This window comes from Micromonospora sp. WMMD956, from assembly GCF_029626125.1.
Lineage (GTDB): Bacteria > Actinomycetota > Actinomycetes > Mycobacteriales > Micromonosporaceae > Micromonospora > Micromonospora carbonacea.
In genome coordinates this window covers 1,247,619-1,263,065 of the sequence record NZ_JARUBI010000005.1, presented here as the reverse complement: position 1 = coordinate 1,263,065, position 15,447 = coordinate 1,247,619, and the positions used below count along the sequence as shown (strand labels likewise).

Below are 15,447 nucleotides of genomic sequence, written 5' to 3'. Positions count from 1 at the left end.
CTCAGCGGGCCGGAGGGCCGCCCCTTCGACGAGGACTTCGAGCCGGACGACCTTGTCCCGGCCCACGTCTCCTTCGACCCGCGCGTCGTGGACGCCGCCCACGGCCCGGCGGCTGCGAACGGGCTGGGTGCTGCGCCCGGGCTGGGGGCGGTGCACCGGCTGGGCGACGCCCCGCGTGGCCTGGACGACCTCGACGAGCGGGACGACCTGGACGACGACTCCGAGGGCGACTCCGACGAGGACGACTTCGGGAACGACGACTCCGGCCACGACGACTCCGGCCACGACGGGCTCGGCGACGACGGCGGGCGTGGACAGGGCTCCGGCCTCGACGCCGGCTCCGGGTTCGGTGCCGGCACCGGCGGGGGCTCCGGGTTCGGTGACGAGGGGGAGTCGGCCGAGGCGGGCGCGGCGGATGGTGGCCCACCCCCGTCCGGTAGCGCCCTGGTCCCGCCCGCCGGGCGCGACGAGTCGTCCGTCGGGCGCGACGAGTCGTTCGCCGGGCACAGCGAGTCGTCCGCCGGACGCGACGGGTTGTCCGCCGGGGTCGGACCCGACGGCTCCGCGCCGCCCGCCGGAAAGCCCACCGGGGAGCTCGACGGGGTGACGCCGACCCGGCGTGGTCGGCGGGGGCGGGGTCGGGCCGGCGTGCCGGCCTGACGCCCCGACTGCGGACTCCCGTCGGGCCCCGGCACGGGGCGGGCCCCCACGGGAGAGGTGATCATGTCGGGGAGATAGGGGTGTCCCGGCGTTGGGATACCGCTGTCTCCCCGACATGATCTTGCCTAGTGAGCCCCGGCCGGCATGAGGCCGCCCTGCTGGGGAGCGGCGGCTAGGCTGCCCGCCGGAGGTGGTGGCAGGTGCGACAGTCGATCGCCGTGGCTAACGCGGCAGGGCTGGTGGCGGGGTACGCGCTGGACTCCCTCCTCGGCGACCCACGACGCTGGCATCCCGTGGCCGGGTTCGGCCGGGCGGCCGGGGCGCTGGAGCGGCGCGTCTACCGGCCGGACCGGGCGGCCGGCGCGGCGTTCACGGCGCTCGCCGTGGGCGTGCCGGTGCTGGTGGGAGTGGCGGCGATGGTGGGCACCCGGCACCGGCCCCTTGGTCGGGCCGTGCTGACGGCCGCCGCGACGTGGACGGTGCTTGGCGGGCGCACCCTGCGTCACGAGGCGACGGTGATGGGGCGGGCGCTGCGTGGCGGGGACGTGCCGGCGGCCCGCCGCCGGTTGGGGCACCTGTGCGGGCGGGACCCGTCGGCGCTGGACGAGCCCGAGCTGGCGCGCGCCACCGTCGAGTCCGTCGCCGAGAACACCTCCGACGCGGTCGTCGCCCCGCTGCTGTGGGGGGCGGTCGCCGGGCTGCCCGGCCTGCTCGGCTACCGGGCGGCGAACACGCTCGACGCGATGGTCGGTCACCGCTCGCCCCGGTACGCCCGCTTCGGCACCGCGTCCGCCCGCCTCGACGACCTGCTCAACCTCGTGCCGTCCCGGCTGACCGGCCTGCTCACCGTCGCCGTGGCCCCGACGGCGCACGGCGACCGGGGACGGGCCTGGCGGGTGTGGCTGCGCGACCGCGACGACCATCCCAGCCCGAACGCCGGGCAGTGCGAGGCGGCGATGGCGGGCGCGCTCGGCGTGCGGCTGGGCGGCCGCAACGTCTACTTCGGGCGGTCGGAGGTGCGGCCGTACCTCGGCGACGGGCCGCGCCCGGAGGCGCGGCACCTGAAGCGCGCGGCGCGGATCTCCGGGGCGGTGGGGTTGGCCGCGCTCGGGCTGGCCGCCGCCTATTCGGTGACGGTCGGCCGGCTGGCCGGCGCGGCGGCAGGGACTGCGCTGAGGAGGACCGCGGCGGCGGGGACTGTGCTGAGGAGGACGGCGGCGGCGGGGACTGCCGTGGCGGGGAGCGTGCTGAGGAGGACCGCGGCGGCGAGGGCGGGCCGGTGGGGCGGTGGCGTCCGGTGAGCGGGGGGCTGCTGGTTGCCGGCACCACCTCCGACGCGGGCAAGAGCGTGCTCACCGCCGGGATCTGCCGCTGGCTGCACCGGCGCGGGGTGAAGGTCGCCCCGTTCAAGGCGCAGAACATGTCGAACAACTCGGCCGTGGTGGTCGGCCCGGACGGGCGGGGCGGCGAGATCGGCCGGGCCCAGGCGATGCAGGCGGCGGCCTGCGGCGTCGCCCCCGACCTGCGGTTCAACCCGGTGCTGCTCAAGCCGGGCAGTGACCGGTCCAGCCAGGTGGTGCTGCTCGGCGAGGCCGTCGACACGGTCACCGCCGGCAACTACCACGCCCTGCGGCCCCGGCTCGCCGAGGCGGCGTTCGCCGCGCTGGCCGAGCTGCGGGAGGCGTACGAAGTGGTGGTCTGCGAGGGGGCCGGCAGCCCGGCGGAGATCAACCTGCGGGCCGGGGACTACGTGAACATGGGGCTGGCCCGGCACGCCGGGCTGCCCACGATCGTGGTGGGCGACATCGACCGGGGCGGGGTGTTCGCCTCCATGTTCGGCACGGTCGCCCTGCTCGACCCGGCCGACCAGGCGCTGGTCGCCGGCTTCGTGATCAACAAGTTCCGGGGCGACCTCGGGCTGCTGCGGCCGGGGTTGGACATGCTGGCCCGGGTCACCGGCCGCCCCACGTACGGGGTGTTGCCCTGGCACCTCGACCTGTGGCTGGACGCGGAGGACTCGCTCGCGTACGGCCGGGTGCTCGGTCGGCCGGCGGCCCCGCACGGCACGGAGTGGCTGGACGTGGCGGTCGTCCGGCTGCCCCGGATCAGCAACGCCACGGACGTGGAGGCGCTGGCCACCGAGCCCGGCGTCCGGGTCCGGCTGACCGTGGAGCCGGCCGAGCTGGCCGCCGCCGACCTGGTCGTGCTGCCCGGCTCGAAGTCCACAGTGGTCGACCTGGCCTGGCTGCGCGAGACCGGGCTGGCCGACGCAGTGGCGGCGCACGCGGCGGCCGGGAAGCCGCTGCTGGGCATCTGCGGCGGCTTCCAGATGCTCGGCCGGGCCGTGCACGACGAGGTGGAGAGCCGGGCGGGCAGCGTCGCGGGGCTGGGCCTGCTGCCCGTCGAGGTCACCTTCGCCGCGCGCAAGACCGTCCGGCAGGCCGCCGGCACCGCCGCCGCCGATTCGGGCGTCCCCGTCCGGGGGTACGAGATCCATCACGGGCACGTCTCGTCGGCCGACCCGGGGCTGCCGCCCATGCTGACGTACGACGACGGCACCGGCGAGGGGGCTGTGCTCGGCGCGGTGTGCGGCACCCACTGGCACGGGGCCTTCGAGTCCGACGCGTTCCGCCGCCGCTTCCTCACCGAGGCGGCCCGCCTCGCCGGCCGTACCGGATTCCGGGTGGCCCCGGACACCAGCTTCGCCGCCGCCCGCGAGCGTTCCCTGGACCTGCTCGGCGACCTGGTCGAGGAGCACCTCGACACGACGGCCCTGTGGCGGCTGGTCGAGTCCGGCCCCCCGGCCGGGCTGCCGTTCGTCCCGCCCGGAGCGCCGCGCTGACCCGGGCTGCGTCCCGCTCGGAGCGCCGCGCTGATCCGGGCTCCGAGCCGCCCGGAGCGCCGCGCCGAACCGGGTTCCCGTGGCGCGCCGGCAGTGACGTGTCGCACATGTCCGGACACGTGCAGGTCGGCGACCGCGAGCCGGATGCCGGGTCGCCGCCACCCCGACGGTGGCCGTGCGGGACCCGGCGCGCTCGCTAGGCTGCGCCGATGATCTTCAATCGCAGGGGGAAGCTGGCGGACCGGGTCGCCGACGTCGAGGTGGCCGTGCGCGGGCGCGACGGCGACGCCATGACCAGGGCCGTGGCGCGGGTCTGGCAGGCGGCGCAGCAGGCGTCCGTGGCGGAGCTGGACGCGGTGCTGCCCCGGTGCGTGGCGCTGCTGCCGCAGCTCGGCACCGGCGCGGGCGGCCAGTTCTCCGTCCTCTGCGGCGCGCTGGTCGAGCTGGGGGCCCGCCCCGACGAGCTGGTCGCCCCGGCGGCCGACGGGCTCGCCGCCGCGCTGGCCGGCGCGCACCGCTTCCGCTCCGGCTGGCAGCGGGTACGCGGCGACGACGCCCCGCCCGACCCCGACGACCCTGCCACGATGGACGAGGCGCTGGCCGCCCTGACCCAGGCGTACGACGACGAGGCCGCCGCCGTGGACGCGGTGCAGGGCTGGTACGCGGTCGGCACCTGGGCGATGCCCGTGATCACCCTGTTGCAGCAGTCCGCGGCGGTGCGCGCCTCGTTCCCGCACCGGGAGGGGCTGCTGGAGGCGGGGGCGGGGCTGGCCGGCGAGCGGCCCGACCTGGAGTGCGTCCTGGGGCTGCTGCGGGTGCTCGACGGCGAGCGGCTGCTGGTGCTGCACCGGGCCACGGGCCGGGGCTGGTGGGTCACCATCGACGGGGTGGCCGACAACTTCCAGCTGCACACCCTGCTGGCCGGGGCGCTCGCCGGCCCGGCCGAGCGGGGGCTGATCGAGGGGCTGACCGTCGACCCGGCCTGGGTGGAGGTGGCCACGGACGCGCCCGAGGACCGGTTCGGTGGCACCGTCGTGGGCAGCTTCAACCTGGTCGACGGGCACGGCAAGTGGATCTGGAACGAGGGCGCCCCGGCGGACATCCCGCTCTTCGAGGGCGTCCGCGTCGTGGTCCTGGACCCGCCGCCGTACCAGCGGAGCTGGAACAACATCCGGCGGTTCCCGCTGATGGCGGCGGCCCTGACGGTCGACGGGGCGCTCACCGGGGCCGAGGCGGCGCACTGGCTGGGCCGGGTGGCCGAGCCGGCCTGACCGCCGCCCGGCCAGCCGCCACCGGGGCGTCGCCGGGGTCAGTAGCGGATGTCGGCGGGGCGGTCGGACATCGGCAGCCCCGCCTCCCGCCACGCCTCGACGCCGCCGACCAGGTCGGTCGCGCGGTGCAGGCCGAGCGTCCGCAGGCTCGCCACGGCCAGGCTGGAGCTGTAGCCCTGCCGGCACACCACGACGATCTCCCGGTCGTACCCGGTGGCCTCGGGGATGCGCCACTCGCTTGCCGGATCGAGCCGCCACTCCAGCACCGTCCGGTCGATGACGACCGCGCCGGGCAGGTCGCCCTGTTCCCGGCGCTGCACGTCGGTGCGGGTGTCGACGAGCAACGCGCCGAGGCGTACCGCCTCGACCGTCTCGTGCGGGGTCAGCCGGCGGACCCCCGAACGGGCCTGTTCCAGCAGGGCGTCGACGCCCGGGCTCATCACGTTGTGGCGCACGGCACGATCATGCCTGCGGCCCGGGGACTCCGCGCAACGAAACGGCCTCGGTTCGACCGGACGACGTACGGCCGACGTGCCCGCCGGGGCGGACCGCTAGCGTCGGGGCCGTGGGGGTGCCGGTCGTCGAGACGTACGCCGGGCTGGGCCGGCGGGTGCTGGCCGGGCCGGCGCGGTTGGGGCGTACCCGACTGGTGGCGGTCGACGGGCCGAGCGGCGCGGGCAAGAGCCTCTTCGCGGCGCGCCTCGCGGACGCCCTGGCGGCGCTGCCCGGCGGCGGGCGGCCACCGGTGGTGCACACCGACGACCTGCTCGACGGCTGGGCCGACCAGCTCACCTTCTGGTCCCGGCTGGAGCGGTGGGTGCTCGCCCCGCTGCGGGCCGGGCGGCCGGGGTCCTACCGGCGGTACAGCTGGGTGCGGCACCGCTTCCTGCCCGGCGAGCTGCCCGTCCCGCCCGCCCCCGTCGTGATCGTCGAGGGGGTGTCGGCGGCGCGGGCGGCCGTGCGGCCCGAGCTGACCCTGTCGGTGCTGGTCACCGCGCCCGCCGGGCTGCGGCTGACCCGGGCCGTCGCCCGGGACGGGCCGGGGATCCTGCCCGAGCTGCGCCGCTGGCACGTCGGCGAGCGCGCGCACTTCGCCGCCGACGGCACGGCGGACGCGGTCGACCTGCTCGTCGACGGCGCGCCGGAGGTGCCGCACGACCCCCGCACCGAGTACGTCCGCCACCGGCCTCGGTAAGGCCGGCATACGATGCCGGTCATGACCTCACCGATCATGTCCGACGCCGAGGTGCGGGCCGCCGTCGCGCGCGAACTGCCCGGCGTCCGCGCCGACCTGGAACGACTCGTCCGCATTCCCGGCATCGCCTTCGACGGCTTCGACCACTCGCACGTCGAGCGGTCCGCCGAGGCGGTGGCGGAGCTGCTGCGCGGCTGCGGCCTCGACGTGAAGGTCGTGCGGTCCGGCGGGCAGCCGGCGGTGATCGGCACGCGGGCCGCCCCGCCCGGCGCGCCGACCGTGCTGCTCTACGCCCACCACGACGTGCAGCCCGTGGGCGACCTGTCGCTGTGGGAGTCCGACCCGTTCGAGCCCGTCGAGCGGGACGGCCGCCTCTACGGCCGGGGCGCGGCCGACGACAAGGCCGGGATCATGGCGCACGTCGCGGCGCTGCGCGCGTTCGGCGACCGGCTCCCCGTCGGCGTGGTGATCTTCGTCGAGGGCGAGGAGGAGTACGGCTCGGACTCGCTGGAGCGGCTGCTCGCCGAGCACCGCGACGCGCTCGCCTCGGACGTGATCGTGATCGCCGACTCGGCCAACTGGGACGTCGGCGTGCCGGCGCTGACCACGTCGCTGCGCGGCATCGTCAACTGCTTCGTGGAGGTCCGCACCCTGGACCACGCCGTGCACAGCGGCATGTTCGGCGGCGCGGTGCCGGACGCGCTGACGACGCTGGTCCGGCTGCTGGCCACGCTGCACGACGACGCCGGGGACGTGGCGGTCGCCGGGCTGTCCGGCCGGGCGGGCGCGACCGTGGACTATCCGCAGGACCGGTTCCGGGCCGAGGCCGGGCTGGTCGACGGCGTGTCGCTCATCGGCACCGGCCGGATCACCGACCGGATCTGGACCAAGCCGGCGCTGGCCGTGCTCGGCATCGACGCCCCGGCCACCGGCGAGGCCCCGAACGCCCTGGTCCCGGCGGCGAAGGCCAAGCTGAGCGTGCGGCTCGCGCCGGGCGACGACCCGCAGCGGGCGTACGCGGCGGTGCGCGAGCACCTGACGAAGCACGCCCCGTGGGGCGCCCGGGTGACGGTGACACTGGAGCACGACGGGGCCCCGTGCGTCATCGACGCGTCCGGCCCGATGTTCGACGCGGCCCGCGACGCCTTCCGTACGGCCTGGGACGGCACCGACCCGGTGGACATCGGCATCGGCGGCTCGATCCCGTTCATCGCCACGTTCCAGGAGATGTTCCCGCAGGCGGCGATCCTGGTGACCGGGGTGGAGGACCCGCACGCCCGGGCGCACGGCCCGAACGAGAGTCTGCACCTCGGCGAGTTCGCCCGGGTCTGCGCGGCCGAGGCGCTGCTGCTGGCGAAGGTGGCCGCAGCGGCGGAGCGGGGCCGGTGAGCCTCGGGCGACGCCGCCGGCACGGAACGGAGTCAGGTGACGGAACCGTAACGTCCCAGTTCATCGGGGTGTTTTCGGCGTGTCGCGGGACATCCTGGTATAGCCTTTCGAACATGAGTACGAACGAGGTGATGGCGCGGCTCGGTGCCGCCGTCGGCGCTCTGGGGGACGTGGACGTCTCCGCGTGGTCCGAGGACACGCTCAAGGAACAGCTCGGTGACCTCTCCACCGCCCTGGTGACGCTCGACGCGCTGCTCTCCCGCGTCGCCGACGAGGTGCGCGCCCGCGGCCTGCGCATCGAGGAGCCCGTCGCGGCCTGACCGGCCGTCGGCCCGGGTCGCGGCCCGACCGTCCGTTCGCGGTCGCGGCTCGACAGGTCGCGCGCGTACGGTTGCGGCCCGACCGTCCGCTCCCGCGCGGTCGCGGCGCGACTGTCCGTTTGCGCGGTCGCGGCTCGACCGTCCGTGCGCGGTCGGCGCGGACCGGGCTCCACCGAGACACCGGTCCCCGCACGCTGGGGGGCGTCGGGGACCGGGCGGTCCAGGCATCCGGCACGGATGCCGGGCCGGGGTGGCGCGGCAGCGCCGGAAGCGGCAACTTCCGGCGGCGTTCCGCGTATCCCCAGCGGTGTCGGGGGTGGCTGGCAGGATGAGGTGCGTGCGGTTCCTCGACCTGGCGGCCACCTCCGCCGCCGTGGGCGCGACCACCGGCCGACGGGCCAAGGTGGAGCTGCTCGCGGCGGCGCTGCGGTCGCTCGACCCCGCCGAGATCCCGGCGGGTGCCGGCTGGCTCGCCGGTGAGCTGCGACAGCGGCAGACCGGCGTCGGCTGGGCCGGGCTGCGCGACCTGCCGCAGCCGGCCGCCGAGCCGACCCTGACCGTCCGCGCCGTCGACGCCGTGATCGACGACATCGCGTCGGTGGGCGGCCCCGGCTCGCAGGCCCGCCGCCGGCAGCTCCTGCACGGCCTCTTCGCCGCCGCCACCGCCGACGAGCAGCGGATGCTGCGCGGCCTGTTCAGCGGCGAGCTGCGCCAGGGCGCCCAGGCCGGGCTGCTCGCCGACGCGGTCGCCCGCGCCGCCGACGTGCCGCTGGCCGCCGTGCGCCGGGCGCTGCTGCTCGCCGGTGACCTGCGGGCCGTGGCGGTGGCCGCCCTGGGTGGCGGCGCGGCGGCGCTGGCCGAGTTCCGGCTCCAGGTCGGCCGGCCGCTCGCCCCGATGCTGGCGTCCAGCGCCCCCACCGTCGACGACGCGCTGGCCGCGACCGGTGTCCCCGCCGTGGTCGACGTGAAGCTCGACGGCATCCGCATTCAGGTGCACCGCTCCGGCTCCGACATCGCGGTCTTCACCCGCAGCCTGGACGAGATCACCGCCCGGCTGCCCGAGGTGGTCGCCGCCGTGCGGGCGCTGCCCGCCCGGGAGCTGGTGCTCGACGGCGAGGCCATCGGGCTGGACGCCACGGGCCGGCCGCTGCCGTTCCAGCAGACCTCCAGCCGGGCCGCCCGCCGCGCCGCGTCGGCCGCCGGGGGCGGCCCGCCCGGCGACCCGTCCGCGTCGGCGCCCGTCGGCGACGCCGTCGCCCCGGTCGCCCCGGCCGTGCGCGCCGCCGCCGAGAGCACGGGCGAGGCGGTGCTGACGCCGTACTTCTTCGACCTGCTGCACCTCGACGGCGACGACCTGATCGACCGGCCCGGCCACGAGCGGTGGGCGGCGCTGGCCGGCGCGGTCGACCCGACGCTGCTGGTCGGCCGGGTGACGGTCGACGACACCGGGGCGGCCGGGGCGGCCTTCGCCGCGGCGCTCGACGCCGGGCAGGAGGGCGTGGTGGTCAAGAACCCCGACGCGCCCTACGATGCCGGCCGGCGCGGCGCGGCCTGGGTGAAGGTGAAGCCGCGGCACACCCTCGACCTGGTGGTGATCGCGGTCGAGTGGGGCAGCGGCCGGCGCAGCGGCTGGCTGTCCAACCTGCACCTCGGCGCGCGGGACCCGGCGACCGGCGAGTTCGTCATGCTCGGCAAGACGTTCAAGGGGCTCACCGACGAGGTGCTGCGCTGGCAGACCGAGCGGTTCCTCGCCCTGGCCGTGGAACGCGGCGACTGGCTGGTGCGGGTCCGTCCCGAGCAGGTGGTCGAGATCGCGTTCGACGGGGTGCAGGCCAGTTCCCGCTACCCGGGCGGGATGGCGCTGCGCTTCGCCCGCGTGGTCCGCTACCGCACCGACAAGACCGCCGCCGAGGCGGACACCATCGACGCGGTCCGGGCCATCCACGCCGGGCACCTGTCGGCGTGACGCCGGGCGGGTGGCGGCATCCCGAGCTGCGGACACCGCCACCGGCCCGACCCGGCCGTCAGGCGGACAGCGACCGGGCGTAGTTGACCTGGTTGTTGATGTGCATGACCTGGCCCTGGTCGGTGACGGGGATGCGGGCCACATACTGGTGCGGGCCGTTGCTGACCGTCACCTGCACGGTGCCGTAGTGCCGGGTCTCCTTGATCAGCAGGAAGAGCAGGCTGAAGATCGTGAGGCAGAAGAACCCGAGCACGGCGCAGACGATCGCCCAGGTGGCGACCTTCTGCTCCGTCTGCCAGTAGTCGGCGACGTGCCACTGCGTCCCGGCCAGGGGCAGCACGCCGGCCGGGGTGCGGATCTCCGGCGGGGAGACCGTGATCTCGCCGATCTGCACCGCCACCCCGGAGGACGCCCCGTACTGCGGGGCCCCGAGCGGCGCCGCCAGCGCCGGCGGGTACGGCCCGGCCGGCGGCGCGGAGAACGCCCCGGTTCCCGGCGGCGCGGAGTACGGCCCGGCGGCGGGCGGGGCTGAGTACGGGCCGGCGGCCGGCGGGGCCGAGTACGGGCCGGTTCCCGGTGGGGCCGAGTACGGCCCGGCGGCGGGCGGGGCCGAGTACGGTCCCGTGACGGGCGGAGCCGAGTACGGCCCGGCGGCCGGCGGCGCGGAGAACGGGCCGGCGGCCGGTGCCGGGTGCGGCGCGAGGGCCGGCGGCACCGGGAACGGCGCGGTGGCCGGCGGCGGGGCGAACGGGTCGGCCGTGGCCGGGAACCCCGCCGGCGGGGTCGAGTACGTCGTCGAGCGCGGCGTGACCGCCCACGGGTCGGTCGACGGATGCGTCGCCGTCACCGGGTCCGGGAAGGCGGGCCCCGCTGCGGGCGGCTCCGGGAGGGCCGGCCCCGAGGCGGGCGGCTCCGGGAAGGCCGGCGGTGCCGGGAAGGCGGACGGCTCCGGGAAGGCGGGCCCTGAGGCGGGCGGCCCCGGAGCGGGCGGGCCCGAGGAGGGCGGCTCCGGCGGGTGTGGTGGCGGCGTGGGATCAGGGGTCACCGCGACCCCCCACGGTTCTCGATCACCCGGCGGACACTACAACTTCCCGCGGTGCCCCGGCGACCCGTCGAGTGTCCGGTTTCCGCAGCGAGCCGGAGCGGGGGAGGGCCCGGTTGCGGTCAGGCGGGGGCGCTCGGGGAGGGCTCGGCGGCCCGGTCGACCGGCTTGCCCGGCCCGTCCAGCCCGGCCGCCCGGCGGGCCTCCCGCCGCGCCACCCAGCCGTAGCCGAAGAGCGTCATGACGGCGAAGATCCACCACTGCACGACGTAACCGAAGTTCTGCCAGTTGTTGGTGTGCCCGATCGGCACCGCCTGGAAGACCGGGTCGGCGGCCGGCGTCTGCTCGTCGAGCAGCACGTACGCGCCGTAGACCGGGTACGGCAGCTCCCGGGCCAGCCGGGGGACGGCGATCCGCCGGGTCTCCAGCCGGCCGTCGCGCCGGTCGACGGCCCCCGCGCCGCTCTCGCTCGGGTGCACCCGGCCCACCACGGTCACCTCGCCCTGCGGCACCGGCGGGAGCTGCGGCTGCGCCAGGGCCCCGCCCGGGGCGGGCGGCACCCAGCCCTGGTCGACGAGCACGGCCGTGCCGTCGGCGAGGAGCAGCGGGGTGACGACCTCGAAGCCGACCCGGTTGTCGACCGTGCGGCCCCGGACCAGGACGATGTTGGCCGTGTCGTACCGGCCGGTCACGGTGACCCGCGACCAGGTGGCCTCGTCGGCGGGGGCCGGGCCGGCCGTGCCGCCGCCCCCGGTGGGGGCCGGCACGGCGTCACGCAGCGGCGCCGGCGTCATCCGACTGCCGGCGTCGATCCGCTCGTTGATCGCGGTGCGGCCCCGGTAGCGGTCCAGCTGCCAGTTGCCGAGCAGCACCATCACGGCCGCGGCGACCAGGGTCAGCGCGAGGATGCCCAGCCAGCGTGGCGTCAGGAGGAACCGGTACACGGGTCGAGGCTACCCGCAGGACCGCAGCCACCAGGCGGCCGGCCCGGGACCGCCGCCGGCACGCCGCGACCCCGGCGGCCCTGCGGCGCGACGCGGGCCGGTCGTGGCCGCCGGGTGTGCGTCCGGGCGGTATCGTCACGCGGGCGGATCGGGGGGCCGACCGCCGCCGCGTACCACCCTCGCCGGAGGAGTCGCTGATGACCGTCGTGCCGCGCCTCGTGCTCAGCGCGCCGTCCTCGGGCCACGGCACGAGCGCGGTGGCGCTCGGGCTGCTCGCCGCCTTCGCCGAGCGGGGCCTCGACGTCGCCGGGTTCAAGGTCGGGCCGGACCAGGTCGACGCCGGCTACCTGGGGCTCGCCGCCGGCCGTCCGGGGCGCACCCTCGACGCCCGGCTGGTCGGGCCCGACGGCGTCCCGGCCCTGTTCGGCCACGGTGCCGCCGGTGCCGGGCTCGCCGTGGTGCAGGGCACCATGGGGCTGTACGACTCGGTCGCCGGCCAGTCCGAGACGGAGTCCACGGCCGCCGTGGCGATCGCGCTGCGCAGCCCGGTGGTGCTGGTGGTCGACGTGGCGGCGATGGGGCAGTCGGTGGCGGCCCTCGTGCACGGCTTCCGGGCGTACGACGATCAGCTCTGGCTGGGCGGGGTGATCCTCAACCGGGTGGCCTCGCCCCGGCACGAGGCGATGCTGCGCGAGGCGCTCGACGACGTCGGCGTGCCGGTCTACGGCGCGGTGCGCCGCCACGAGCTGCCCCCGGTGCTGCCGCCCCGGCGGCACGGCCTGGCCCCGGTGGTCGGCCGCGACGCCGACGCGCTGCGGGCGGTCCGCCGGCTCGGCGAGGCGGTGGCCGCCACGCTCGACCTGGACCGGCTGCTGACGCTGGCCAGGTCGGCCCCGCCGGTGCCGGGCGAGCCCTGGTCGCCGGAGCCGGCCGAGCCGGCGGACCCGTCGGGGCCCGTGCCGGCCGGCGCGTCCCCGGTGATCGCGGTGGCCGGCGGGCCGGGCGGCGACTACGGCCCCGCCGAGACGACCGAGCTGCTGCGGGCGGCCGGCGCGGAGGTGGTCCGCTTCGATCCGCTGCGCGACGAGGCGCTGCCCGCCGGGGCGGCCGCGCTGGTCGTCGGCGGCGGCCTCCCCGAGTCGTACGCGGAGCAGCTCTCCGCCAACCGCCGGCTCTGCATCGCGGTGGCGGAGCTGGCCCGGACGGGGCGGCCGGTGCTCGCCGAGGGCGCCGGCGTGCTCTGGCTGGCGCGGGAGCTGGACGGGCTGCCGATGTGCGGCGTGCTCGACACGGTGGGCGTCAGCCGCGAGGGCGTGGTGGTCGGCTACCGGTCGGCGACCGCCCGCACCGACAGCGTGCTCGCCCCGGCCGGCGCGACGGTGGTCGGCTACAAGGAACACCGGGCGGTGCTCACCCCCCGCGCCGGCCAGTCCCCGGCGTGGAGCTGGGACGGCGGCGCGCCCGAGGGGTTCGTCTGGCGGGGCGTGCACGCCTCCCAGCTGATGGTGCACTGGGCCGGGCAGCCCGGGGTCGGTGCCCGGGTCGTCGCGGCGGCCCGGGCCGCCGCGGTGCTCGGGGCTCCCGCCTGATCGCCGCTCCCGCCTGATCGCCGCCGCTCACCCGGGGACGGGCCCCGGGTGAGCGGCGGCGTCGTCAGCCGACGATGGCGTCGGAGGGTGGGGTGAACTGGCGGGTGGGCTGGCCCTTCAAACCGTCGCGCAGGGTGTTCGCCACCGCCGCGATCGGGATCTGGGACTGCCCGTCGCCGACCGCGTTGAACGGGTTGTCCGGGTCCGCGATGAAGCTCGCCGCCGCCAGCTCCGGCGTGTAGCCGACGAACCAGGCCGACCGGGTGCTGTCGGTCGTACCCGTCTTGCCGGCCACCGGCCGCCCCACCGTGCGCCGCACGCTGTCGGCGGTCGACCAGCCGCCGCAGCTCCCCTTGGCCGGGGTGTCGCCCGTCGGGCAGCGGGCCGCGTCGGTGGCGGCGCGGGCCGCGTCGGCGCTGACCACCTGCCGGCAGCGCGGCTTGGCGACCTCCCGCTCGATCCCGCCCGCCGTCGTGTACGTGGCCGGGGTGCCGTCCCGCTTGCTGATGGACTGGACGGGCATCGCCTCGCAGTACCGCCCGTCGGCGGCGATCGCGGCGTAGGCGTTCGCCATCTCCAGCGGGGTGGCGTCGGAGACGCCCAGGGTGAACGCGCCCCACTTCTTCGCCTTGGCCGGCGACGCCTGCTCCCGGTCGACGTCGGTGCGCCAGCGCAGCCCGAGCTGCTCGGCGAGCCGCACGGCGGCGTCCGCCCCGACCTTCTCCTCCAGTTGGACGAAGTAGGTGTTCACCGACTTGCCGAACCCGGACCACATGGTCTGCCGGCCGGTCATCGCGCCGCTGGCGTTGGACGGGGCCCACCCGTCGTACACCTCGGAGCGGTAGCGGTACGGCGAGTCGTAGGCGGTGGACAGCGGCATCCCGGAGTTGAGCGCGGCCAGCATCGGGAACATCTTGAACGTCGACCCGGCCTGGTAACCGGGGAGGTCGCCGCCGCCGAGCAGGGGCGCCACGGTGTTCGGATAGTTCGCCTTCACCTTCGGTGACGCCTCCGGGTTGGAGCTGGGCCCGTTCTCGCTGACGTCCAGCGAGTAGTTGCGGTTCACCGCCATCGCCTTGATCCGCCCGGTGCCCGGTTCGGCGACGACGATGCCGTTGGCGAACGGGCTGCCGGTGTTCTCCTTGGCCCCGACGTTCTTCTCGGCCGCCGCCTGGATCTTCGGGTCGATGCTGAGCACGATGCGGTAGCCGCCACGGCGCAGCTTGTCCATCCGTTCCAGCCTGTTCTCCCCGAACGCGGGCTGGGCGCTCCACCAGTTCTTCAGGTAGTCGCAGGCGAAGCCCCAGGTCTGGTACGTCGCCGGCAGCGACGCGCAGTCGTTCGGCGGGTCGGTCAGCTTGAGCCGGATCGGCTCGGCCTTCGCCGCGGTGGCGGCGTCCGGGCTGAGGTAGCCGAGCTGCGCCATCCGGTCCAGCACGTAGTTGCGCCGGCCGGTGGCGTCCTTCTGGTCGGAGCTGGCCGGGTCGTACTCGGAGGGCGACTTGACCAGCCCGGCGAGGGTGGCCGCCTCGACCGGACTGAGGGTGGCCGGCGTCTTGGAGAAGAAGATCTGCGCGGCGGCGTAGATGCCGTACGCCCGGTGGCCGAAGTACGCCGAGTTGAGGTAGCGCTCCAGGATCTGCTCCTTGGTCAGCTCCTTCTCGACGTCCAGCGCCATCCGCATCTCCTTGACCTTGCGCAGGCTGGTCTGCTGGGTGGCCTCCTGGACCTCCTTCGGGGTCTTGGCGCTGTCCCGCAGGGTCATCCGGACGAACTGCATGGTCAGGGTCGACGCGCCCTGGGAGACCCCGCCGGATTGGGAGTTGGCCACGAAGGCGCGGGCGGCGCCCTTCGGGTCGACGCCCCGGTGCTGGTAGAAGCGGCTGTCCTCGGCGGCCACGATGGCCTGCTGGATGTTCGGGGACATGTCGGACAGCTTCGTGTAGCGGCGGTACTCCTCGTAGAACATCGTCAGCACGGTGCGTCCGTCCGGCGCGTACACGTAGGAGGTCTCGGCGGGCAGCGCGGTGCGCAGGATGTCGGCCTTCTGCTCCCCGGCGTGCGCGGTGGCCTTGGCGCCGAGGCCGGTGACGGCGGCCAGTGGGTAGAGCGCCCCGGCTATCACGATGCCGGCGATCAGCCCGGCGCGCAGGAGAGGGACGAGACGGCCAACGGAGGCAAGGGGTCGGTTGCTCACGGGGTCAAGTTATGACATTTCCGAATCGTCCG

At 76.3% G+C, this 15,447-nt stretch carries 11 protein-coding genes and 1 pseudogene; 8 read left to right on the top strand and 4 right to left on the bottom strand.

The features are described from left to right. Positions 1 to 872 precede the first annotated feature (872 nt). The 3 genes from O7628_RS05805 to O7628_RS05795 all read left to right on the top strand — a co-directional run bounded on the left by O7628_RS05805 (position 873) and on the right by O7628_RS05795 (position 4,773). On the top strand, positions 873 to 1,961 hold the full coding sequence (locus tag O7628_RS05805) for a cobalamin biosynthesis protein (RefSeq protein WP_278136235.1): 1,089 nt from the start codon (positions 873 to 875) through the stop codon (positions 1,959 to 1,961). Beyond that, a complete protein-coding gene (locus O7628_RS05800; RefSeq protein WP_278128895.1) occupies positions 1,958 to 3,502 on the top strand; it encodes a cobyric acid synthase in 1,545 nt (514 codons plus the stop codon). Before O7628_RS05805 ends, O7628_RS05800 begins: the two co-directional genes overlap by 4 nt. A gap of 209 nt (positions 3,503 to 3,711) precedes the next feature. Continuing rightward, complete coding sequence (locus O7628_RS05795; protein WP_278128893.1) at positions 3,712 to 4,773, top strand: hypothetical protein; 1,062 nt, start codon at positions 3,712 to 3,714, stop codon at positions 4,771 to 4,773. A gap of 38 nt (positions 4,774 to 4,811) precedes the next feature. Here O7628_RS05795 and O7628_RS05790 read toward each other — a convergent pair whose 3' ends face one another. Next, on the bottom strand, positions 4,812 to 5,213 hold the full coding sequence (locus tag O7628_RS05790) for a rhodanese-like domain-containing protein (RefSeq protein WP_221486935.1): 402 nt from the start codon (positions 5,211 to 5,213) through the stop codon (positions 4,812 to 4,814). On the opposite strand from O7628_RS05790, the pseudogene O7628_RS05785 reads away from it, so the two are divergent. The 4 genes and pseudogenes from O7628_RS05785 to O7628_RS05770 all read left to right on the top strand — a co-directional run. Continuing rightward, positions 5,148 to 6,012 (top strand): annotated as a pseudogene (locus O7628_RS05785) (hypothetical protein); the annotation flags it as partial. The gene O7628_RS05790 and the pseudogene O7628_RS05785 overlap by 66 nt on opposite strands. Continuing rightward, positions 6,005 to 7,357 carry a dipeptidase gene (locus O7628_RS05780; protein ID WP_278136234.1) on the top strand — a complete coding sequence of 451 codons (1,353 nt, stop codon included), beginning with the start codon at positions 6,005 to 6,007 and terminating at the stop codon, positions 7,355 to 7,357. The pseudogene O7628_RS05785 and the gene O7628_RS05780, both read left to right, overlap by 8 nt. Positions 7,358 to 7,470: 113 nt before the next feature. Continuing rightward, positions 7,471 to 7,677 (top strand): hypothetical protein, encoded by a 207-nt coding sequence (locus O7628_RS05775; RefSeq protein WP_083302916.1) that lies wholly within the window; start codon positions 7,471 to 7,473, stop codon positions 7,675 to 7,677. A 328-nt stretch (positions 7,678 to 8,005) separates the two neighbouring features. After that, a complete protein-coding gene (locus O7628_RS05770) occupies positions 8,006 to 9,643 on the top strand; it encodes an ATP-dependent DNA ligase (protein WP_278128888.1) in 1,638 nt (545 codons plus the stop codon). A gap of 58 nt (positions 9,644 to 9,701) precedes the next feature. On the opposite strand, the gene O7628_RS05765 is transcribed toward O7628_RS05770, so the two are convergent. Further along, on the bottom strand, positions 9,702 to 10,490 hold the full coding sequence (locus O7628_RS05765; RefSeq protein WP_278128886.1) for a hypothetical protein: 789 nt from the start codon (positions 10,488 to 10,490) through the stop codon (positions 9,702 to 9,704). Positions 10,491 to 10,807: 317 nt separating this feature from the next. Beyond that, positions 10,808 to 11,629, bottom strand: a complete 822-nt coding sequence (locus tag O7628_RS05760) for an SURF1 family protein (protein ID WP_278128884.1) — start codon at positions 11,627 to 11,629, stop codon at positions 10,808 to 10,810. A gap of 197 nt (positions 11,630 to 11,826) precedes the next feature. Here O7628_RS05760 and O7628_RS05755 point away from each other — a divergent pair, with 197 nt between their 5' ends. Next, complete coding sequence (locus tag O7628_RS05755) at positions 11,827 to 13,218, top strand: cobyrinate a,c-diamide synthase (RefSeq protein WP_278128882.1); 1,392 nt, start codon at positions 11,827 to 11,829, stop codon at positions 13,216 to 13,218. A gap of 64 nt (positions 13,219 to 13,282) precedes the next feature. Here O7628_RS05755 and O7628_RS05750 read toward each other — a convergent pair whose 3' ends face one another. Next, complete coding sequence (locus O7628_RS05750; RefSeq protein ID WP_278128880.1) at positions 13,283 to 15,415, bottom strand: transglycosylase domain-containing protein; 2,133 nt, start codon at positions 15,413 to 15,415, stop codon at positions 13,283 to 13,285. Positions 15,416 to 15,447 lie beyond the last annotated feature (32 nt).